Genomic DNA, 20,591 nt, shown 5'->3' on the forward strand with positions numbered 1-20,591 from the left:
TATTATACTACTCTATCAACATTTTTCAAGAGGGTATATCCCCTTTCCGGTGAAGTTTATTCTTCACCAGAGCAGGATACTCACCTCCACCAAGAGAAAGAAATACAGATGGTCTCTCCAGAGCTCCTTTAAAGGTCCTTAAAAGCTGTTCTTCTCCTACTATATGGACTATAACGTTAAGCCGAAAGAAGTTCATATCACCTGAGAATTCAGATATGGAAAAAGCGTAGGTGAATTTAACCGCCCATGTTCTTTTAACACTCGGGCTTTCCTTATTACCTTTTTCTTTTTTCTTATTTTTTTGTGTCCTCAATCTTTAAGTTCGTAAATAACCCTCCAAAAAGGTCAAATTCGTGGTATTCTTTGACAAGAGCCTTTCCAAAAGCGTCCACATCAAGCTCTGAGTTTTTAAGGTTTCCTTCTATGTACTTTTTCAGCTTTTCATCAAGCAACTGCCAGCCTTTTTCTTCTTCTTATCTCGTACTTGAGGGCTTTGTCAGAGACAAAGGTTAGCTGAGAGCCGTCCCCGCGTGTGAGCTTCTTAAGAGTAGACACGTTCCCTATAGTCTCTCCGTAGTTTAAGCTTCATGCCTTAGAAGTTATCACGGTAATGGTAAGTCCTCCCATTTTCTTACCTCCTGACTTTCCTTAGTGTTTATATTAACTGCCCCTTTTTGGAATTTCTGACACTGGGAAAATTTCGGGGTGAGGGGACTTGAACCCCTGACCTTCGGCTCCCGAAGCCGACGCTCTGCCACCTGAGCCACACCCCGGATAAGTAAATTATAGGCTCTTGGAGAGCAAACCGTTTATGACCTTTTTGACTATAAGCTCTGCGGAGATAACCTTATCACCAAACTCTATCTTCTCCTCCCTGCCGTCTGCGTAAAGTATATACCCTTCGTGAAAGTCCCTGTCCATCACCTCAAGAGGATTGGCTATAAGCATGTCCAAGTTTTTCCTTCGGAGCTTCTGACGGCTATTTTCCAGAAGATTTTCCCTTTCTTCCAGAGCAAAGCCTATAAGTAACTTATCTCCTTTTCTTTCTCCAAGATGCAAGAGTATGTCGGGTGTGCTCACAAGCCTTAGGGTAAGGCTCTGTGTCTTTTTGATCTTGCCCGTTTCTTTCCTTTCTGGCATATAGTCAGAGACTGCTGCGTTCATAACTATTATGTCTGCCCAGTCTTTTAACTCCATCACCTTTTGGTACATATCTTGAGCGGATACTACCCTTTGCACATGAGTTTCTGGTGGCTCTTGAGCTGTTGTAAAGCCGGCTACTACCTTTACTTGCGCACCATACCACCTAAAAACCCTCGCCAGTGCAAACCCCATCCTACCGCTGGATGAGTTGGACAAAAAGCGCACTCCGTCTATGTACTCCCTTGTAGCACCGCAGGTGATGAGCACCCTTTTACCTGCTAAAGGTTTGGGTCTTAGGGAATACTCTATCCAGTCCAGCAGTCTCTCTTCGCTGGCAAGTTTTCCCTGCCCTTCCTCCTCACAAACCAGCTTGCCTTCCTCTGGCTCTATGATGATGTGTCCTAAACTTTTTAGCTTCTCCACATGCTCTTTTATTATGGGATTTGTCCACATGGATACATTCCCGGCAGGAGCTATGAGGAGGTTTTTCTCGTAAGCCAAAACTGTGGTGGTAAGGAGATTATCACCTATACCGAGAGCTATCTTAGATAGGGTGTTTACGCTGCAGGGGGCTATGAGAAACACATCACACCACCGTGCAAGGTTTATGTGAGCTAAAGGGTCCTCTTCCCATTGGGAGTAAACTCTATAACCTGTTAGAGCTTCAAAGGTCATCTTGCTTAAAAACTTTTCCGAAAAGGGCGTCATTATTACCTTTACCTGATAACCCTTTTTCTTTAAAGTTCTTACAAGATCACAAGCCTTGTATATAGCTATGCTGGAAGAAACACCAAGAAGGACCCTAGTCATTGGAGATAATATTTTAGCATCTTGTCAAGCTCACCCCTGAGTTCCAGTAGATACTCCACCGCCTCTCTAACTGCACCTTCTCCACCTGAGGCTTTTGTAATGTATAGTGCTATCCTCTTTATGGCTTCTGGTGCATTACTTACTACGATGGGAAAGCCTACCCTCATCAAAACAGGCGCATCTACATAATCATCCCCTATAAAAGCTATCTCCTCGTAGCTCAGCTGATTTCTCCTCAGTATTTCATCAAGAAGTGGTAATTTGTCATTATAGCCTAAATGTATTTCTTCAACACCTAACTCTTTTAGCCTATTTAAGAGAGGCTTTGAATTTCTTCCAGATATTACCCCCGTCTTGATGCCAGCCTTCTGAATTAGCTTTATACCAAAACCATCCCTAACATTAAAGACCTTTATCTCCTCACCCTTCTCCGTGTAATAAAGTTTTCCATCTGTCAGGACACCGTCCACATCCATAAGGAGAAGCTTTATCCTCTTAGCTCTTTCGCTCAGATCCATGTATAATATTCAATATAACTCCTCAGGAGGAAGCTAATGAATTTATACGAGTATGAAGCTTACGACAAGATTTTCAAAAAGTACGGTATACCTACACCTGAGTATATGTTTGAAAGCAGCGTAAGCGATAGGCTTGTGGAGTTTGTAAATCAGCTGGGTGAGTGCGTGGTAAAGTCTCAGGTGCTTGTAGGCAAAAGAGGAAAAGCTGGAGCTGTAAAGGTATGCTCTGACCCTCAAAGTGCCATTGAAACAGCGCAGGCTCTTCTTAACTATCCCGTTTACGGTGAGATGCCTGTGGGCGTGCTTGTAGCAAGAAAGGTAAACATCCTTAAGGAACTTTATGCTTCCATTACCTATTCAACGGAAGTGAGAGCTCCTGTGCTTACCCTAAGCTTGGAAGGTGGTATGGACATAGAGGAAGTCCCTCCTGAAAAGGTCAGAAGCTGGACCATAAACCCCCTCAAAGGGCTTTATCCCCACATGGTGAGAAACTATCTTTTGGAGCTTGGCTTTCCTCAGGAATATATGGGCATTTTGAGGGAGCTTTCCGAAGTTGTATCCAACATGTACAGAGCCTTCTGGGAAGCGGAAGCAAGGCTTTTGGAGATAAACCCTCTTGCCATATGTGATGTAAATGGTAAGCTAAAGGTTTATGCCCTTGATGCGGTGGTAACCATAGACGATGATGCATCTGTGCCACCTTCTAAGATATACGGAGTAAGAACTGCCATGAAGAGACCCCCAACAGAGAGAGAGATAGAAGCTTCACTTATAGATAGGGACGACCACCGTGGAAAGGCAGGCTCTTATGTGGAGGTGGATGGCGATATTGCCATGATGACCTTTGGAGGTGGAGGTTCTACAGTTACCATAGAGACTACCTATGCCATCGGTCTAAAACCGGCCAACTTCACCGATATAGGTGGAAACCCACCGGCTGAGAAGATGTACAAGATAACCAAGATCATCCTCTCAAAACCCGGTATAAGAGGTGTTTTGGTGTGCGGTGGAACTGCCAATAACACAAGAATAGATGTAACTCTTGGTGAAGGTGTGGCAAACGCCATAAGGGACCTTTACAAGGAAGGTAAGCTAAATCCTGACTGGATATGGGTAGTACGCAGAAACGGACCAGAAGCAGAGAAAGGTCTTCGCATGCTATACGAAGCCTTCAAAGAGTGCAAGGTAAAAGGTGAAATATATGACTCATCTCTACCTCTGACTGAGGCACCCATAAGGCTAAAAGAGTTGCTTGACATATGCACATCAGCGCAAAGCGAGGACAGGCACTTGACGGAAGAACAAGCTAAAGACATGGGGATATAATCCCTCACCTTAGTGCACATTCAGAAAAATTATCCTTTATAAAGGAAAGTATCTCTGCGAACTCTTCGTCCGAGTAAGTGGTTTTGTTGGAAAAATCCGGGTCAAGAGTCTTGCCCGGAAGGAACTTCTGAAGGTAGTACCTCTTTGCCTCCTTTATCCATTCAGCTATTTTGAGTATATCATCCTTTGATAGCTGGTTTTTAACTACCGTGGTTCTAAACTCGTAATCTACTCCAGAATTCATTATAAGGTTTATGCTTCTGTTTATAGCTTTTATGTCTACTTTTGCCCTCACCACCTCTTCATACTTATCAGGAGGAGCTTTTATATCCATAGCTATGTAATCTACAAGCTTGTCCTTTATAAGCTCTTCTATCACCTCAGGCATAGACCCATTGGTATCAAGCTTTACGGAAAAAGAAGGTTTCTTAACCTTTTCTATAAAATCCTTAAGTCCCGCATGTATGGTGGGTTCACCACCCGTAATGACTACACCTTCAAGCTTGCCTACCCTTTGTTCTAAGAAGGAAAGGATCTCCTCCTGTGGTATAGTTTTCCCAAAGTACTCTGGAAGAACAAGCTCCACATTGTAGCAGTATGGACATCTAAAGTTACACCCTTGAGTAAACACTATGCATGACACCTTACCCGGATAATCTATCAGAGTGAATCTTTGGAAGCCTCCTATCTTGAAAAGGCAGTGAGGAGTCTTTCCCTTTAAAGAACGTTCTTCATAATCCCTCATCATTAAGACATTTTCTCCTTACTGAAAGTCTTTCTCAGCTTAAATTCTTCGTTTACAAAGTTGGCAAAGTACGGAATGCCATACTTACCAGTCATCTTCCATAAACCTTCGTAGTTGGGATTGTCCCAGTCAAAATCTTTTGTGATGTTGTATGTGGGTATAGGAAAGGTAAATACCCTTCCCTTCGCATCTCCCTCCATCATAACTTCAAAGAAAGCCCTGTTTAACATATCCATCTCTTCCTGAAACTCTCCGTATGTTTCGTTCCTTATCTCTCCACCTATCAAAACACCTTGATGCATGTAGTACTCGGGAACCTTCAGGTCAAAGGTGAGGTTGGTAAATGGTGCCTGAAAACCTGTCCTTGTAGGTACATTGAGATTGTATATAAACTCCTGCACAGCCTGTTTTACCTGTTTGTAGTCCAGCCTATCGTACCTTATAAAGGGTGCAAGTAGGGTATCAAAGTTGGAAAAGGCTTGCGCACCTGTAGCTTCACCTTGCAGAGTGTATAAGAAGTTAACCACCTGACCTAGGGCAGAGCTCAGATGTTTTGGTGGTTTGCTTTCGGTTTTTCCGGGAACACCCCTAAAGCCGGTAGCCAGTAGGTCCCACAGATCCCATCCTACGCAATACACGCTCAGGGCATGCAGCTGGTGTATGTGAAAGTCACCTTCTTTATGCGCCTTCTTTATATCTCTCCCGTATATTTTGTTGAGCCAGTAATCCTTGCTTGCATGCGATGTTATGTAGAAGTTAAGCCCTTGAAGGGAGTAAGTCATGTTACTGTTTTCTTTAACTTCCCAATCCTCTAAGTTTATGTACCTCTCAACAAGCTGTGTATTGCTCCTATAGAGTATAAAAGCCCTGGCAAGATGTTTAAAAGGGCTTTCCAGAATTACATCTTCCAAAAGGCGGAGTATCTCTCTTTCGCTTAGCTTTTCTTTTCCAATGCGCCTTATTACCTCAGAAATAAGACCTTCTATGTCCTCATCACTTATTTTGCTTTCTTCGGTAGCAAGATTTCTAATGATATTTGCCAACTTTTCTTCTGTTGTGTCCATATATATAAATATTAGCTACGAAGACTTATTTTGGTTTTCTTCTTCTCCATGTAGCCCTTTCTGAGCCTGTAGCCTTCTTCAGGATAAAGCCCGTAAAAGAGGTTCTGTACATGATTACCTTCTACAAAGAAGGACCACCTTTCTAATGCACTTCCTACAAAAAGGCTGGCATAGGCAAGAGCGTAAAAAGCATACTTATAGTTGGCACTTATAAGTGAGTAAAGCAAAAGCATCAGGGGGATTACAAAGGTAAAGATGTATGCTAAAGGTAGTACAAAACTGAGCATCTCTTTGCCACGCCTGTAGTAAAACTCCTCTGTGCAGTAATTGTTGGTGGTGGTGCCTGTATCCAGCACTTTTACTGGTCTGTTGTGGGGAAGGTTCAAAGCTTCATTGATGGTGGGTCTTTTTAAGAAGAACTGTCTTACATTGAAGGCAATTCTTAACGCAAGCCCTAAGAATACAAACAGAAGAGCAAGGAGCAGATAGGGTTTTATAAGCTCGGGCTTGTAGTGGTACGCTGTAGCCAAAAAGGCAGAGGAGCCAAGCATAAGATACATGTTGAGGTAATAAAGTACTGTTAGGGAAGTATTCCACTCAAGCACAAACCTATTAGAGGCGTATATCATGGCTGTGGAAAAGGCAGAGAGCCAACCTAATAAAAGGGTAGAGATGCCAAAAAAGTGCTGTACCGCTGGGTGGAGGTTAAAGTAGTAAGAAACACCATAAAGAAGCAGTGTAAAGCCATAAGCTCCGCTAAAGACAGCTTCGCGCGAAAGCCAAGAGGTGTGGAATCTTTTTATGGCTTTCCAAGCCCTTAGCTTATGTCCCAGGTGAAAGCTTGCACCAATGGCTCCAAGAGCTATAAGCACCAAAGATATTACGCACGAAAAGAGTATCATGTTAGGGGGGAGGCTTGTGTTTAAACCAAAGAGGGACAGGAAATCTGTAAGATAGATAAAGCTGAAAAGCCCTATAGATGTGCCTGCTGTAAGGAAAAACCATATGAGCGACAGCGGTGGATGCATCTTTATCCTCCTTTATAATGTCTTTGTACTACCTCAAGGAATAGTGGGTTTTCGGGCTTTAGAAGGTGCTCGTCTATATGCACTTTGGTTTCTGTCCTAGGAAGGTAATGGTTAGCTGGGTTTGTGCCCATGTCGGGGAACAATACAAAGCCATTGCGTTCCTTTATGACTTTGTAGGCTTCGCTGCTGGGGTCTTCTATGTCTCCAAAGAATCTGGCTCTTGCAGGACAGGTGAGCACGCAGGCAGGTTTTCTGTGCTCGGGAGGGAGCGTCTCGTCGTATATCCTGTCTATGCACAGGGTGCACTTTTTCATGACTTTGTCCGCCTCATCAAACTCTCTACACCCATAAGGACAGGACCAAGAGCAGAGCTTACAGCCTATGCAGTCATCGTAGTTTACGAGCACAATCCCATCCTGCTCCCTCTTGTAGCTGGCACCCGTGGGACACACAGGTACGCACGGCGCATCCTGACAGTGAAGGCAGGACTTGGGAAGGTGAAACACCTGTGTGTTGGGAAACTCACCTACCTCGTAGGTCATTATCCTGTTGTACCATACACCCTGAGGCTCTCTCCCGTAGGGGTCAAAGTCAGAGAGGGGACCAAAGGACGCCTGCGTGTTCCACTCCTTACAGTTGGTAGCACAGGCATGACAACCTACGCAGGTGTTTAAGTCTATAACCAAAGCAAACTGAGCCATCCCTAAACCTGGTTATCCAAAGTGCATAAAACCGCACTTTGGGCTGGGGTATTTGTATCCCGCCTCTTTCAGGTATGGACATGTCCCCAGCTGGCGGTATTCGTCCATACCATAGCCCCTGTCCCAAGAAACAGGAGCTAACCTTCTTGCTACTCTGTCCCAATCCCCTGAAACTATTATACCTCTCAAGGGTGATAAGTCCCTGCTTAGAGACTTACCCAGAACAGGGATAGCAAGGGCTACCTTCACAATTTGCCACAGCTTATAACTTGTCCAAGACAAGCCTCTCACCTGCTGCTTCCATCGGTTGACAGGTTCTTGAGCCTGTGGCTCACTGTAAAGGCTTTGGATTATCTTTAAGTTTTTGTTTAGCTCTTTTAGTTTCTTTTGTATCGGTTTTCTCTTATACTGGTTTTTCTCTTCTTTTAAACTCTCTTGTGTTTTTTGTTTTTCTTCTTGTAGTCTTTCCATCGCAAAATCCAAATACTCTTTATCTGTTATTAGTTTTTTGTAATTTTCTGGCAACCTTTCTTTAAATCCTAATGCTTTTCTCCCTATTACAAATGCTCCTGCCGTGTCTTTATCTAAACTATACTGTGGTGCGTACTTTAACGCCCCCACAACTGATGTGTAAGCCGGGTTTACTTCTATAACTTGAATGCGTTTTCTTTTAGCAAGTGTTTTTATTTTCTCTAACAAACCTTTGTATATCCATTGCTGTAGTCTCTTCCTTAGCTTCTTACTACCATCTCCTCTTTCACCTCTTGGTATATCTTGTAATTTTTCTATAGCTATCGCTTTATTCTCTTCCTTAGCCATATCTGTTATCTGATGTGCTATTTGCCAAGACAGGTATTCCCTCTGGTTTTTTGTCTTATTCAAAAGAGCAGCTAAAGATACCCTTTTTGTCTTTTCTAAGTTCCCATCTGGTTTGACACTTGCCATAGCTATGTGAAATGGGCTTGCGTTTATGTCTATCCCTATTACGCCACTGTCTTTAGTTATAATGGGTTCTTCCAATTTCACCTCTTCATAGCTTATGAATGCATAAAAGTTATTGTTTATCTTTCTTATCTCTACTGAATACGGGAAATACTCTCCTGTTATTTCTGCTCGTATTAAGTCTGCTATAAAGTTTATCCATTTATCGTTTTGTCTGGTTGCTGTTCTTTTTATGTCTGCTTTTATCCAGTTTCTATCTCCTGTGTTTATTCTGAGTGTTAGTTTCTCTTTCTCAAATTCTATTCTGGTATTGAGGTTTCCTTTCTTTGTTTTGTCTCCTCTTGAGTATAAAAGTCCTTTTCTTCTTTCTTCCCATTTTTGCCGTAGTTTTTCTAATTGCTGTCCATTTAAGTGTTTTTTCTTTAATTTTTCAAAGAGTTTTCTACCACCAAATATTACTTTTTCTGGGTTTTTCCCTGTTTCTTTGCATAGGTTTATAAGACTTTGTGCCTTAAATATAGCATCATCACAATATCTTGAGTTTAGGTAGAATATCTTTTGTAGTTCTTTTTTAAGGTCTTTTCTCTCTTGTTTTTCAAGTAGTCTACTGTATGCATACCTATAGCAGGATGAAAACCTTCTCATCAATTTCATCAGCTTTTCTTTGTCCTTTTTGCTTTCAAAAGCTATTTTACAGTGTAGTGTTATCATTGCCTAATCCTCTTAAGATTATACAATTCTATACAGTTCTTAACGATTCTACTCAACTGTTTTTAACCTCCTTATCAATTAGCCGTTTTAGAGATAAAAGTTTTTGAAAAAGTTCAGCTGACAAGTCTTTCCCTCTTTCAAGGTTTTCCGCATCAGTTTCCCCTCTATTTTCTGGGTCTATCTGCATACTAATCTCGTGAAATTCACAGTGAATGCTCTCTATTTCCTCCACCACAGCTCTTATATCTTCTGGAAGTTCCTCCTTTACTGGAGCTATCAACTCGTCCCACCTTTTGCCAAAATTACAGCTATGGCAGTCTTTGTGCTCAAAGGGTGTGCCTTCCTTTATAGCTCTTTCCAGCTTGTTTATGTAAAGAGAGTGCTGAGAGATAAATATATCCACATCCTTTAGAAACTTCGCAACCTTGGTCAGGGGCATTCAGTCTACCTCCAAAAAGATTTCTTTTAGCTCCACCTCAAACTCGGGAATAACCGAGGATTTTACCTTTCCGCTACCCTTTACCTTTGAGTAGAGTTCAAAGCCCTTTTCGGTATTCTTATATACTTCTATCGCTTTTCTTTTTGGGTCCACTATCCAGTACTCCTTAACGCCTACCCTCTCATAGACTTCTTTCTTCTCCGTAAGGTCATAGTAGGCTGTGGAAGGGGAGAGTATCTCTATAACCATGTCCGGAGGTCCCTCCACACCCCTTTCGGTTAACTTAGCCTTTCCGTCTCTGAGGACAACCACTATATCCGGCTGGTATGCGTTCTCTTCATTAAGGTATACATCTACGGGAGCGTAGAGAACTTCACCCTTTTTGCTCTTGCTAAGTAGGTTAAAGAGCTTTGATGACAATCTGATGGAAACCCTCTGATGTTCAGGCGATGGTGCTGGACTCATAATAAGCTCTCCTTCTATCAGCTGGTAGGGGCTACCCTCTGGAAGTTTTTCATAGTCCTGAGTGGTGTATTTTTTCTTTTTCAAAACCACTTTCATCTACCCAAGCACCTCCTTTAGCTCCAGTTCTATCCTAAGAAGCTCAGACCTTACCTTGCCTTCCTTTTTTGCTTCAGAGACGAGTCTGAAACCCTCAGGAGTGTTTGAATAAACCTCTATGCTCTTCATGTGTGGGTCCACTATCCAGTACTCTTTTACACCGGCTTTTTCGTAAACCTCCTTCTTTACCCTAAGGTCATAGTAAGCTGTGGAAGGAGAGAGTATTTCCACCACAAGGTCAGGCGCTCCTTCTATGCCTTTTTCCGTTATCTGAGCTTTTGAGCCTTCCAAGACTACTACTATGTCCGGCTGGTATGCGTTCTCCTCATCCAGATAGACATCTATGGGCGCGTAGAAAACCTCACCTCTTTTTGTTTCTTCAAGAAATGAGTAAAGTTTAGTAAACAGTCTCTTGGAACTTCTCTGATGCTCAGGCGATGGTGCTGGACTCATAATAAGCTCTCCTTCTATCAGCTGATAGGGGCTACCTTCCGGAAGAGCTTCGTAATCTTTTACGGTTTTTTTATCCAGCACCTTCATGGCTTGTACCTCAGGACAGGCACCCATCTCTCTTTAATATAGTCCAGGGGCTCTACCTCAAACTGAGGGTATGTCTCTGGCGTTTGGTCCTCTGCCTTGTAAACCTTTACCTTTGTGTCAAACCAGGCTAAGTGTCCCGTGATGGGGTCTCCGTAATAGACTTCCCTGCCGTTTATGTTTATGCTGTGGGGGACAACGTGGTTGAGCAGAAATCCCTCGTGTCCTTCTTCCGCCTCGGGCTTTAGTCCCCAGGTGCCTTTCATCTTGCCTATGGCGTTCCATGTCCAGACGGAGTTAGGCTCTGTAGTGTTGGTAAGGAAAGCCTGACACTTTACCTTTCCCACTCTTGACTCTACCCACACCCAGTCTAAGTGCTTTATACCCAGCTTCTGGGCGGTCTTGGGGTTCATGTAAAGGTAGTTTCTTGAAGATATCTGCCTGAGCCAAGCGTTCTGAGAGTCCCAGGAGTGGTACATCCACTGGGGTCTCTGGGTAAAAGCATAAAGGGGGTATTCTTCTCCGGAGACTTCCTCCTCAAAGGGAGGATACCAGAAAGGAAGAGGGTCAAAGTACTTTACCAGCCTGTCTCTCAGAACCGGGTCGTTAGGTGGCTGATTTTTGCCCTCCCAAAGTCCTTGACCGGCCAGCCTGAAGGTCTGCAGTGTCTCCAAGTAAAAGTTGAAGGTTATGGGTGCCACCTTTTTAATAAATCCTACACTTACAGCCCACTCCTGATAGTCTTTGTTGACATGCCTATAATAGCGCATATGCTCTGGAAGCTTATAGTAAAAAAATCCTTTGTTCTTTATATACATCTCCAGCTGGTTGGGGTTTGGCTCGCCCACAAAGTGCTTGTCTCCGTTTTTGCCTCTCCAACCTGCCAACGCACCAACTCCAGGCTTTACCTGCCAGTTTATCAAAAAGTCCTTAAAGTCTTTGTACTTTCTGGTGCCATCCTCGTTTACAAAGCCGGGAAGTTTTAGCCTAGAGCCTATCTCCACCATAACATCTCCCCAGCCTTTTACATCGTAGCCGTTAGCCACAGGGTCCACTATGGGATGTCTGAGGGCATCCACAGGACCGTCCACGGCGGAGGGGGGTCTGTCCAGCAAAGACAGGGCAAACCACTGCTCCAGATAGGTGGCATCGGGAAGGACTAAGTCAGAGTATGCTACTTGCTCGCTGTAGAAGGCATCTATAGTGATGATCCTGGGTATTATGTAGTTGCCGGAGGGGTCTGTGGCGGTGAGAGCCTTAAGGATATAAGGTATGTTCTGGGAAGAGTTCCAAGCCATGTTTGCCATGTATATCATCAGCACCTCTATACCGTAGGGGTTTTGCTGGTATGCGGCGGGTATCACATTCTGTATGCATCCGTGAGCGGTGAGAGGAAACCACCAGCTGTAAGCCCAGTCTATCCTTATGGGATTGCCCTTTTGGTCCACCAGAAGGTCGTCAGGGTTCTGAGGGTATCCCAGGTGAGGTCCTGGGTATACCTCTCCGTACTTTATCTCATCAGGCTTTGATATTTTATAAGGCTTGGGAAGGTCTTCTATGTGCTTGGGATATGGTGGTTTGTTGAGGAATCCTCCGGGCACATCCACCACACCCAGGAGCATCATAAGAAGGAAAATGGCTCTTGCGGTTTGGAAGCCGTTGGTGTGGGATGCCACACCCCTCATCACATGAAAGGATACGGGTCTTCCTATTACCTTTTTGTGCCTTCTTCCCCACACATCCGTCCACTCTATGGGTAGCTCTATGGGATGGTAAAGGGCAATGCTCCCCATCTCTTTGGCTATGCGTTCTATATCCTTTGCTGGGATACCCGTAATCTTCTCTACTTTCTCAGGCTCATAATCTTTTACAAGCCTTTCGGCAAATATGTCAAAAGCGGGTCTTACCTTGTAGCCTTCTGGAGTGGTAAACTCTCCTATAAAGGCAGGGTCAAGGTCTTCAGGCACTATACGGTCTGCGGATTTAAAGCTATTAGACTTTTTATCAAAGACCATAGGCTTTCCTTCCTCGTTGCGGTAAAAGAGTCCGTCCTTGGATGTGCCAGGTGCCTGAATGACCAGCCACGGCGCGTTGGTATACTCTTTCAAAAACTCCCAGTTTATCAGGTTGTATTTGAAAAGCGCGTGCATTATGCCCATAAAAAAGGCTCCGTCTGTGCCAGGCTTTATGGGAACCCACTCGTCCGCTACAGCTCCGTAGCCCCAGCGCACTGGGTTTACCACTACAAACTTTCCGCCCTTGCGCTTCATCTCTTGAATGCCCAGCTTGAAGGGGTTAGAAGAGTGGTCTTCTGCCACGCCTATGAGCATAAAGTACTTGGTGTGCTCAAAGTCCGCCTCTCCAAACTCCCAGAAAGAGCCTCCTATGGAGTAAAGCCCGGAGGCAGCTATGTTTACAGAGCAAAAGCCCCCGTGAGCTGCCCAGTTTATTGTGCCCAGCTGGCTGGCAAACCAGCTGTTTATAGCTTGCATCTGGTCTCTTCCGGTAAAGAAGGCTATCTTGTAAGGTCCCTTTTTGCGAGCCTCTTCCAGCCACTGGGTGGCAATTCTGAAAGCCTCTTCCCACTCTATCTCCACAAACTGACCAGAACCTCTTGGACCCACCCTCAAAAGCGGTTTTTTTAGCCTCGCAGGACTGTACTCCTTCATTATTCCAGAAGAACCTTTTGCACACAAAACCCCCCTGTTGGTAGGATGCTCATCGTTGCCCTTTATGTAAGTAACTTTGTTGTTTCTCACATAAACTTCTATACCGCACCTGCAGGCGCACATATAACATGTGCTGTAAGACTTCCTCTCGTAAAAACTTCCGCCTATCATGAAAAACCTCCTGCTTAATAAGATATCCCATCGCTGGCAACCTTGATGTTTCAAGTTTCTTATGAAATTATAAGAAATGCTTATGAAATTTATAAGAATATCTAATCTTCTCTCCAGTACTCTTCAAAGGCTATCCAGGTTCTGGGAATGATGTAAGAAAGGTTGTCCCACCTTTTCATATATTTTTTTCGCTTTTTAGCCGCCCTTTCAAGAGTAGTCCCAAAGACCTCCCAAGCTTCTTCTTCATAGTCAGAGAGTTTTCCACTGGCTATAGCTTTACCTGCCATAGTGCCAGAGATTATGGCATTGGCTATACCACCGCCCGTTATAGGATGACAAAAGCCTCCTGCATCACCCACCAGAAGTACGCGGTTGCGAATAACATCAAGCAGCCCCTCCGCGGGGATCCAGCCTCCTGTTCTTGATAGCACCTTCTCTCCTGTTAGCCCCTCTTTAAGAAGCTCGCTTAAAAAAATCTTCAGGCTTTCCATCACATTCATGTTATAGGCAGGGTCTATACCTACGCCCACATTGGCGGACTCACCCTTAGGAAAGACCCAGCCATAACCACCGGGTATATACTCTCTAAAGTAAATAAGAAGGTCTTTAACTTTTGTATTTAGTGGCACTCTTACCTGTGCTGTAGTGAGAAAGTCTTTTGTGTGCTTTCCAGTTTGCTTGGCAACCCTTGACCTTGGTCCATCTGCACCCACTACCACATTTGCCTCTACAAAAAACCTCTCCCTTGTGTGTATCCTTTCAAGCCATACCTTGGGACCCTCCATGCCTACAAAAAGCGTACCAAGTAAGTACTCTGCCCCTTCCTCTCTTGCAAGCTGAGATATATGATAATCAAAAACCTCCCTATTTAGCACAAACCCTTTGGAATTCATCAAAACAGTTTCTCCCCAAGGTGTGAAGTGTAGCATGTTATCCACTTCCTGGCTTATACTCTCTGGTGTAAAAAATTCCGGAAAGGAGTTAAAGAGTTGCACAGGAACAAACTCGGCACACTGAACTGGAGTGCCTATTTTTCTTTTAAAGTCCACCACCAGCACCTTAAGACCGCTCTTTGCCAGAGTGTAAGCGCAGGAAGAACCAGCAGGACCTCCACCTACTACGAGGACATCATACTTTCTCATTGAGTCTTTTGAGAAGTTTTTTAGAAGGTTTAAAGCTCATCAGATACCTCTCTTCCACATACATCTCTATGCCAGTTTTGGGATTTTTTGTAAAGCGACCACCTCTCCGCCTTAGCTTGAAAACTCCAAATCCCCTTATCTCCACCCTGCCATCTTCCGCAGTTTTTTGAACTATCCACGAAAAGACACCCTCCACAAGACTTTTTGCCAACTCTAAAGGTATCTGATACTCCTTTGAGATTTTACTTGCTATCTCTGACTTTTTCACCTTTTTCCTCCACATAGAAGGTTCTAACCCTTTTGCCCTCGCTCATTGCTACAGCTCTGTCCTCCTTTCTGTAATAAACTATCTGGTCCGCCTCAACAAAGTTTTTGCCCTCCTCCACCTTCGCATTTCCAAAGAGCTTTATTACATCGGACTGAAAGTCATACTCCGCTCTGTCTGCAGATGCTCTTCTGTTTCCTTCCACATACTTTACATGACCCTCCGCTTCTGCCTTTTTTGCCTTTCTGTTTTCGTCCAGATATATCACCACCTTATCCGCGGTAATTATCGCATTGCCTCTGCTCAGCTTTACATGGCCTGTATATATGATCCTGTCCTTTTCGTAAGTGAGAGAGTCAGCCTCACCAAGTATCGGCTGGGAAAGTGCTATACCACCCAGAAGGATAAGCATCAAAAAGATTATCATTCCAGTCTCACCTTAGCACTTTTAATTATAATCTTAAGAGGTCTCAGTTGCACCTGAAAGCCTCTGCCTTCCGTCTCTTTTTTGTCCTCTTTTAGGAACACTCTCCCCTCACCCCAAATTTTTCCATCTTTTAGGTCAAGGTCAGCTCTATCCGTTTGCGCGTAAAAGTCTTCTCCCCATATCTCCACTTTCCCCTCAGCATAACCTTTGAGAGTATCGCGATCTATAAAGACCTGGTCAGCTCTGATCCTTTCCTTATCTGTATGCAAAAGCGCATCTTTTAGCGTCACACTTCTTCCTTCCGCATAAAGACTCTTACCTTTGAGCGTCCATTCAATCCCAGACTTTCCATAAGCCTTTATACTTATATCCTGTGCAACACCTTTTTCCTCCTGCCTGACCTTGGGAAGGTCCTGATAAGTTTTTTCCACATAGAGCTTCAGAAGGGTAAAAAGAGTTATTAAAGATAGGCTAAATAGAATGATCTTAAGCATCTTTCAAAACTTCATACAGTACGGCGGTGCGAACATAAACACCATTTTCCACCTGCTTTAGAATAAGAGACTTTTCTGTATAGACCAGCTCCGCCTCTATGTCCACATTTATATTAACAGGCCCAGGGTGCATAAAAAAGCCTTTGAGCTTTTTATAACGCTCTTTGGTAAGCCCAAACTGTAAAAAGTAGCTTTCCTTTGAAGGTATGTAATTCTCTTTAAATCTCTCCTCCTGGAGCCTTAGATATATGACCAGATCAGCCCACTCTAAAGCGGTTGTAATATCGTCAAACACCACCTCTACACCAAAGGGAGTAAGGTCCTTAGGCAGAAGCGTTCTTGGACCTACCACTCCCACCTTTGCCGAATACATGCTAAAAAGGTGAGAGCCAGACCTGAAGACCCTGCTGTGAGCTATGTCTCCTACATAAAGCACCTTAAGACCTTCCAAAGAGCCATACACTTCTATGGCTGTGAAAAGGTCCACAAGCCCCTGTGTGGGGTGTTGATGGGAACCATCACCAGCATTTATCAAAGAGATGCTCTCTTTCAGATAGCTATCGTAAGGAAAGAGCACAAAAGGCACTCTAAAGATCAAAGCTCTAAAGCCCAAAGAGGACAGAGTTTTTACAGTGTCATAAAAAGTCTCGCCTTTCTCTATGGAGCTCTCCCTTGGTCCTGCCCAGTAAGTTCTCAAAGACAGATTCCTACAAGCCATTTCAAAGGAAAACCTTGTCCTTGTAGAACTCTCTAAGAAAAGCAGAGCTACGTCTCCTTTGAGTTTTTCCTGCCTGCCTCCTTTGAACTCGGTATATAACCTAAAAAGATAATCCACCTGACCTTTTGTTAGGTCAAAGGTGCTTATCAGGTGCTTCATGGGTATTATTAGTATATCATTATCCTTATGACTTTTAGGATAGGTTTAGGATTTGATGCTCACGAGTTTGAAGAGGGAAAGCCTCTTTACTTGGGAGGCATACTTATAAAGCACCACGAAGGTTTAAAAGGTCACTCTGATGGTGATGTTTTGCTCCATGCCATCACTGATGCCTTGCTTAGCGCCATAGGAGAACCCGATATAGGTGAGCTTTTTTCTGATAAGGATGTAAGGTGGAAAAATGCTTCTTCAGAGATCTTTTTAAAAGAGGCTTTAAGAAGAACGAGAGAAAAGGGCTACAGCATTGTAAACCTTGATTGCGTCCTGGTGTTGGACAGCCCTAAAATATCCCCTTTAAAAAGTGCCATCGTAGAAAACCTTTCTAAGATAATGCAGGTGGATAAAAGCTGCATATCCATAAAAGGCAAGACAAGGGAGGGCTTTTGTAAAGAGAAAGGTGTGGTATGCTATTGTGTCATCCTTTTGAGTCATGAAGGTTAATCTGGTTCTATCGGGTGGTGCGGCAAGAGGGATCGCTCACATTGGTGTTATCAAAGCTCTTGTAGATATGGGGTTTGACATTCAGTCGGTGAGCGCAGTCAGTGCCGGTGCGCTGGTAGGAGCCTTCTTCTGCGCGGGATATTCACCTGAGGAGATGATAAAGATAGTGAAATCTACTGAATGGATAAAGGTCTTGCGTCCCAAGGTGCCAAGATACGGGTTTTTCAGTCTTAGTAAGGCGGAGAAGTTTCTAAGGAGGTATTTAGAGGTGGAGCTTATAGAGGATTTGGGGAAAAGCCTATATATTGGGGTTTTGGACATAAAGAGCGGTAAGAGCTTTCACCTTAGCAAGGGACAGCTTTATCCTATACTTCTGGGGAGCTGTGCGCTTCCCGGTGTTTTTGAGCCTATAAGGTACGGAGATTACATACTTATTGATGGTGGCGTCACCAACAACCTGCCTGTGGAACCACTTCTTAGCAAGGATGGGCTTTTGGTGGGAGTGGATGTAAACCCTACCAATGCGGTGGAGAAGGTCAGAAATGTGTTTCATATAATAGCGCGAAGCTTTCTTCTGGCAGTGAGGTCCAATGTGGAAAAGAGGAAAGAGCTATGCCATGTTGTTATAGAACCAGAGCTTCAAAATTACTCAGTTATAGATATTTGGAAGGCTGAGGAGATTTATATGCTTGGCTACCAAAAAACCATAGAGGTGATGAAAAATTATGTCCAACAGACTTCTCGTTGATGCCGGCGAAAGCTGGCGATCCGTTGCCAAAAAAGTGACAAAACTTGCTATGCCCATAATACTCTCCAATCTACTTTACACCGTAGAGAGTGCCTTTTCCATAATACTGGTCTCTGGTCTTTCTGCCACTGCGGTGGCTGCAGTGGGCTACTCTGCCAGCATGCTATGGTTTATATACTCCCTCATGGCACTCTCTTATACAGGTACATCCGTTTTGGTTGCCCAGATGACGGGTGCAAGGAAAGATCCATCTCCTGCTCTGCTCTGGGGTTTAGTCATGTCCTTTTTTACAGCCCTGCCTCTTACCTTCGTAGGCACTCATCTGGTAGCCTTTCTCATGGAAAGGTTCGGTGCGTCCAAGGGTGTTGTCTTTCTGGCAAGAGAATATCTTGACCCAATATTTGCCTTTATAACAGTAGGCTTTATAACCAACACCATATACGCAGCATACAACGGCTACGGAGACACAAAAACTCCCTTCAAAGTGGCTCTGATTATGAATTTGGTTAACATATCAAGCGCATACCTTCTTATATACGGCAACTTGGGGTTTCCAAGACTTGAGACAAGAGGAGCAGGATGGGGCATAGCACTCTCTGAGGTGGTAGGGCTTTTGGCTTATGCATACTTATACCTGAGGAAGAAAAAGCCGTTTCCCATATCCATGTGCTTTAGCAGAGATGTTCTTGCCAAGATGCTGCGTATAGGCACTCCTACAGCTCTTGAAAGAGCCTTTTCCAGCCTGTCTTTTAATATATTTGTAGGTTTTCTTGCCAGTTTTGGTGATAAGGTGCTGGCAGCTCATCAGATAGGTCTCAGAGTTGAGAGCGCCTCCTTTATGATAGGCTTTGGGTTTATGGTGGCAGCTACAACCCTTTCAGGTCAAAACTGGGGAGCTAAAAACTACGCCGGTCTACACCATGGTATAAGAATTACCGCCCACCTGACTGCTTTTGTGATGGGGCTTATGGGAGTGTTTTTGCTTGTCTTTCCTTATTACTTCTCCCTCATATTTACCAGAGATACTCAGGTTATAGAGTACGCAGTTTACTATCTGGTAATAGTTGCTCTGTCTCAGCCACAGATGGCATACGCCAGCATATACTCTGGAGCCTTAAAGGGAATGGGAAAAACTCACATACCTTTAGCGGTTAACTTAACATCCTTTTGGGTCTTTAGAATAATTCCATCTTACTTGCTTCTAAAGTATTTTCACACACCACTGATCCCATGGATCTTTATGAGCGTTGAGATGACACTGAGGGCAATTATATTCTATTGGGCTTATAGAAGGCAGATAACTAGGTTCTTGAGTGCAAAAGTAGAAGAAGAGAGGTATATAAAAGCACCGCCTGAAGAAGTAAAAAAGTAAGCATTTTAAGAATAGCCAACTCAGGATGAACAAACCTCACCAAAAAACCAGCCAGGTTGTCAAGAAAAGAGAGAATAAAGAGGGATAAACCCAGCCAGAACCTCCCCTTGGAATTGATAAACAAAAGCAGGTGAGCAACAGCCAAAGAGTAAAAAGCCATAGAAAGAAGGTGAGGATGAAAAACCTTAAACATTCCCTCAAAAGTCTTGGGTTTTGCAAAAATCTGAGGATTGCCAAGATAATAACTTTTCACGCTCTCAAAGGTAAAACCCATTTTTGAAGAGAAAACCAGAAAGTTCACAAAGGTAAAGAGAAGCAAAAACAGAGAAAATAGAAAAAGCACCAGCTTTATGTTGGATGTGCCAGATGCTTTATCCTCACCCATAAAAAGAAAAAAAATCAGCGTTAAAAAGAGAGCTATACCACTTGATACCTGAAATAAGAAGAAAGATGTAAGCTTTATGTATATAAAGAAAGGAGATACATACAGGATAAAGAGGTCAGAAGCTATCTCCGTTAAACCAAAGAGGGCAGATATTATTATAAGAGATACCTTCCACCTTTCCGAAAAGGAAGAGAGTAAAAAGAGGGAAAAGAGCAGGAGTACATAAAAGGCTTTTAGGAAAGTTTCTATGTGCATATCCTCCGAAAGCTGGGACAAAGATATCCTCTCTGGAAAACTTGGGTCTCCAAAAAAGTACTTAAAAACAGATGTATAGATAAAGCCGTACTTGCTATAAAAGAAAAACCAGGAACTCAGCCAGTATAGAAGCAAGAGAATCAAGAAAGCAAGCACAAGATAATAAAGAGGTCTGTTTTCTTTTATGTTGGCAGATATAAAAAATCTCATCTTTCACCTCCGAATATTACCTGCCACATGGCAAGAACTTTTCTTGTGTTGTCAGTTATTGCTCTTGATGTAAGGGTGGCTCCCGTCATGTTGGGGATGTCCCTTCTTAGCCTGAGAGTATCTGGACCAAGACTTTTACCCTTAAAGAGTTTTAGCCAGTTCTCATCAGGCATGTATTCTAAAGGCTCATTGAAAGCAAGCACCTCCACTATATCTATCCTTCCGTCGGGGGTGAGCGTATAGAGTACCACCTCGGGATGAGTTCTGACTACATGGCTGTCTATATAGGCATAACCTACCACCGAGTCTCCTCTTTTGGCTATGTACCAGGAAACTAGCCTGCTGGAGAGCCTCACTCCAGAGAGCTTTTCTATCTTTTCTACCTGCTGTTTTGAAAGCACTATGTTTTTTATCTCTATATTAGCACCGGGAAAAGCATCTTTCAAAGCTTGCTGTGGTGTTTTAAAGTCCCTTGCGGGACTGTCTATCCCGAAGGAGACAAAGCAGAAGAAGAGGAAGGTCAGAAAACACCACCTGCACATGCCTACCA

At 43.6% G+C, this 20,591-nt stretch carries 23 protein-coding genes, 1 tRNA gene and 1 pseudogene; 4 read left to right on the plus strand and 21 right to left on the minus strand.

Features of this window, described 5'->3' with window-relative positions:
- Positions 1 to 25: 25 nt before the first annotated feature.
- The 5 genes from HTH_RS09990 to HTH_RS08725 all read right to left on the minus strand — a co-directional run bounded on the left by HTH_RS09990 (position 26) and on the right by HTH_RS08725 (position 2,471).
- Positions 26 to 313: a hypothetical protein gene (locus HTH_RS09990; RefSeq protein WP_049763254.1), complete on the minus strand. Its 288-nt coding sequence runs from the start codon at positions 311 to 313 to the stop codon at positions 26 to 28.
- Entirely contained in the window at positions 294 to 452 is a 159-nt protein-coding gene (locus HTH_RS09995) for a hypothetical protein (RefSeq protein ID WP_193768757.1), read from the minus strand. The genes HTH_RS09990 and HTH_RS09995 overlap by 20 nt, the downstream gene beginning before the upstream one ends.
- A gap of 248 nt (positions 453 to 700) precedes the next feature.
- Positions 701 to 773 (minus strand) — tRNA-Pro (locus tag HTH_RS08715).
- A 10-nt stretch (positions 774 to 783) separates the two neighbouring features.
- The gene (coaBC, locus tag HTH_RS08720; RefSeq protein WP_012964359.1) at positions 784 to 1,953 is read right to left on the minus strand and encodes a bifunctional phosphopantothenoylcysteine decarboxylase/phosphopantothenate--cysteine ligase CoaBC; all 1,170 of its coding nucleotides are present in this window, start codon (positions 1,951 to 1,953) and stop codon (positions 784 to 786) included.
- The gene (locus tag HTH_RS08725; RefSeq protein WP_012964360.1) at positions 1,950 to 2,471 is read right to left on the minus strand and encodes a KdsC family phosphatase; all 522 of its coding nucleotides are present in this window, start codon (positions 2,469 to 2,471) and stop codon (positions 1,950 to 1,952) included. The genes coaBC and HTH_RS08725 overlap by 4 nt, the downstream gene beginning before the upstream one ends.
- A gap of 36 nt (positions 2,472 to 2,507) precedes the next feature.
- Between HTH_RS08725 and HTH_RS08730 the strand changes: the two genes are divergently transcribed.
- Positions 2,508 to 3,797, plus strand: a complete 1,290-nt coding sequence (locus HTH_RS08730) for a succinate--CoA ligase subunit beta (RefSeq protein WP_012964361.1) — start codon at positions 2,508 to 2,510, stop codon at positions 3,795 to 3,797.
- 4 nt (positions 3,798 to 3,801) lie between these two features.
- Here the strand turns inward: HTH_RS08730 and HTH_RS08735 are convergent, their stop codons facing one another.
- From HTH_RS08735 to HTH_RS08800, 14 genes and pseudogenes are all read right to left on the minus strand, one after another.
- Positions 3,802 to 4,545 (minus strand): anaerobic ribonucleoside-triphosphate reductase activating protein, encoded by a 744-nt coding sequence (locus HTH_RS08735; protein WP_012964362.1) that lies wholly within the window; start codon positions 4,543 to 4,545, stop codon positions 3,802 to 3,804.
- 41 nt (positions 4,546 to 4,586) lie between these two features.
- A pseudogene (gene nrdD, locus HTH_RS08740) lies at positions 4,587 to 5,606 on the minus strand (anaerobic ribonucleoside-triphosphate reductase); the annotation flags it as partial.
- A gap of 11 nt (positions 5,607 to 5,617) precedes the next feature.
- Entirely contained in the window at positions 5,618 to 6,634 is a 1,017-nt protein-coding gene (sreC, locus tag HTH_RS08745; RefSeq protein WP_012964364.1) for a DmsC/YnfH family molybdoenzyme membrane anchor subunit, read from the minus strand.
- Between the two features lie 2 nt (positions 6,635 to 6,636).
- Complete coding sequence (gene sreB / locus HTH_RS08750; RefSeq protein WP_012964365.1) at positions 6,637 to 7,335, minus strand: sulfur reductase subunit SreB; 699 nt, start codon at positions 7,333 to 7,335, stop codon at positions 6,637 to 6,639.
- A gap of 12 nt (positions 7,336 to 7,347) precedes the next feature.
- On the minus strand, positions 7,348 to 8,988 hold the full coding sequence (locus HTH_RS08755) for an IS200/IS605 family accessory protein TnpB-related protein (protein ID WP_012964366.1): 1,641 nt from the start codon (positions 8,986 to 8,988) through the stop codon (positions 7,348 to 7,350).
- 52 nt (positions 8,989 to 9,040) lie between these two features.
- Entirely contained in the window at positions 9,041 to 9,427 is a 387-nt protein-coding gene (locus HTH_RS08760) for a CZB domain-containing protein (RefSeq protein WP_012964367.1), read from the minus strand.
- The gene (locus tag HTH_RS08765) at positions 9,428 to 9,988 is read right to left on the minus strand and encodes a Uma2 family endonuclease (protein WP_012964368.1); all 561 of its coding nucleotides are present in this window, start codon (positions 9,986 to 9,988) and stop codon (positions 9,428 to 9,430) included.
- Positions 9,989 to 10,528, minus strand: coding sequence for a Uma2 family endonuclease (locus tag HTH_RS08770; protein WP_012964369.1), 540 nt, complete (start codon positions 10,526 to 10,528; stop codon positions 9,989 to 9,991).
- On the minus strand, positions 10,525 to 13,365 hold the full coding sequence (gene sreA / locus HTH_RS08775; protein WP_012964370.1) for a sulfur reductase subunit SreA: 2,841 nt from the start codon (positions 13,363 to 13,365) through the stop codon (positions 10,525 to 10,527). The genes HTH_RS08770 and sreA overlap by 4 nt, the downstream gene beginning before the upstream one ends.
- Positions 13,366 to 13,466: 101 nt before the next feature.
- On the minus strand, positions 13,467 to 14,507 hold the full coding sequence (locus HTH_RS08780) for a geranylgeranyl reductase family protein (RefSeq protein WP_012964371.1): 1,041 nt from the start codon (positions 14,505 to 14,507) through the stop codon (positions 13,467 to 13,469).
- Positions 14,494 to 14,775, minus strand: coding sequence for an HU family DNA-binding protein (locus HTH_RS08785; RefSeq protein WP_232500429.1), 282 nt, complete (start codon positions 14,773 to 14,775; stop codon positions 14,494 to 14,496). Before HTH_RS08785 ends, HTH_RS08780 begins: the two co-directional genes overlap by 14 nt.
- The gene (lptA, locus tag HTH_RS08790; RefSeq protein WP_232500430.1) at positions 14,750 to 15,184 is read right to left on the minus strand and encodes a lipopolysaccharide transport periplasmic protein LptA; all 435 of its coding nucleotides are present in this window, start codon (positions 15,182 to 15,184) and stop codon (positions 14,750 to 14,752) included. The genes HTH_RS08785 and lptA overlap by 26 nt, the downstream gene beginning before the upstream one ends.
- An 11-nt stretch (positions 15,185 to 15,195) precedes the next feature.
- Entirely contained in the window at positions 15,196 to 15,693 is a 498-nt protein-coding gene (locus HTH_RS08795) for a hypothetical protein (RefSeq protein ID WP_012964374.1), read from the minus strand.
- Positions 15,686 to 16,570, minus strand: coding sequence for an aspartate carbamoyltransferase catalytic subunit (locus HTH_RS08800; protein WP_012964375.1), 885 nt, complete (start codon positions 16,568 to 16,570; stop codon positions 15,686 to 15,688). The genes HTH_RS08795 and HTH_RS08800 overlap by 8 nt, the downstream gene beginning before the upstream one ends.
- A 27-nt stretch (positions 16,571 to 16,597) precedes the next feature.
- Here HTH_RS08800 and ispF point away from each other — a divergent pair, with 27 nt between their 5' ends.
- Genes ispF through HTH_RS08815 form a run of 3 tightly spaced genes read left to right on the plus strand, consistent with a single transcriptional unit; the run spans position 16,598 to position 19,191 of the window.
- Positions 16,598 to 17,071 carry a 2-C-methyl-D-erythritol 2,4-cyclodiphosphate synthase gene (gene ispF / locus HTH_RS08805; RefSeq protein ID WP_012964376.1) on the plus strand — a complete coding sequence of 158 codons (474 nt, stop codon included), beginning with the start codon at positions 16,598 to 16,600 and terminating at the stop codon, positions 17,069 to 17,071.
- On the plus strand, positions 17,061 to 17,819 hold the full coding sequence (locus HTH_RS08810) for a patatin-like phospholipase family protein (protein WP_012964377.1): 759 nt from the start codon (positions 17,061 to 17,063) through the stop codon (positions 17,817 to 17,819). The genes ispF and HTH_RS08810 overlap by 11 nt, the downstream gene beginning before the upstream one ends.
- On the plus strand, positions 17,797 to 19,191 hold the full coding sequence (locus tag HTH_RS08815) for an MATE family efflux transporter (protein ID WP_012964378.1): 1,395 nt from the start codon (positions 17,797 to 17,799) through the stop codon (positions 19,189 to 19,191). The genes HTH_RS08810 and HTH_RS08815 overlap by 23 nt, the downstream gene beginning before the upstream one ends.
- On the opposite strand, the gene HTH_RS08820 is transcribed toward HTH_RS08815, so the two are convergent.
- Both HTH_RS08820 and HTH_RS08825 read right to left on the minus strand, forming a co-directional pair.
- Positions 19,121 to 20,041 carry a hypothetical protein gene (locus HTH_RS08820; RefSeq protein WP_012964379.1) on the minus strand — a complete coding sequence of 307 codons (921 nt, stop codon included), beginning with the start codon at positions 20,039 to 20,041 and terminating at the stop codon, positions 19,121 to 19,123. The genes HTH_RS08815 and HTH_RS08820 overlap by 71 nt on opposite strands.
- Complete coding sequence (locus HTH_RS08825; RefSeq protein WP_232500431.1) at positions 20,038 to 20,583, minus strand: FMN-binding protein; 546 nt, start codon at positions 20,581 to 20,583, stop codon at positions 20,038 to 20,040. Before HTH_RS08825 ends, HTH_RS08820 begins: the two co-directional genes overlap by 4 nt.
- Between the last annotated feature and the right edge of the window lie 8 nt (positions 20,584 to 20,591).

This window comes from Hydrogenobacter thermophilus TK-6 (assembly GCF_000010785.1).
Lineage (GTDB): Bacteria > Aquificota > Aquificia > Aquificales > Aquificaceae > Hydrogenobacter > Hydrogenobacter thermophilus.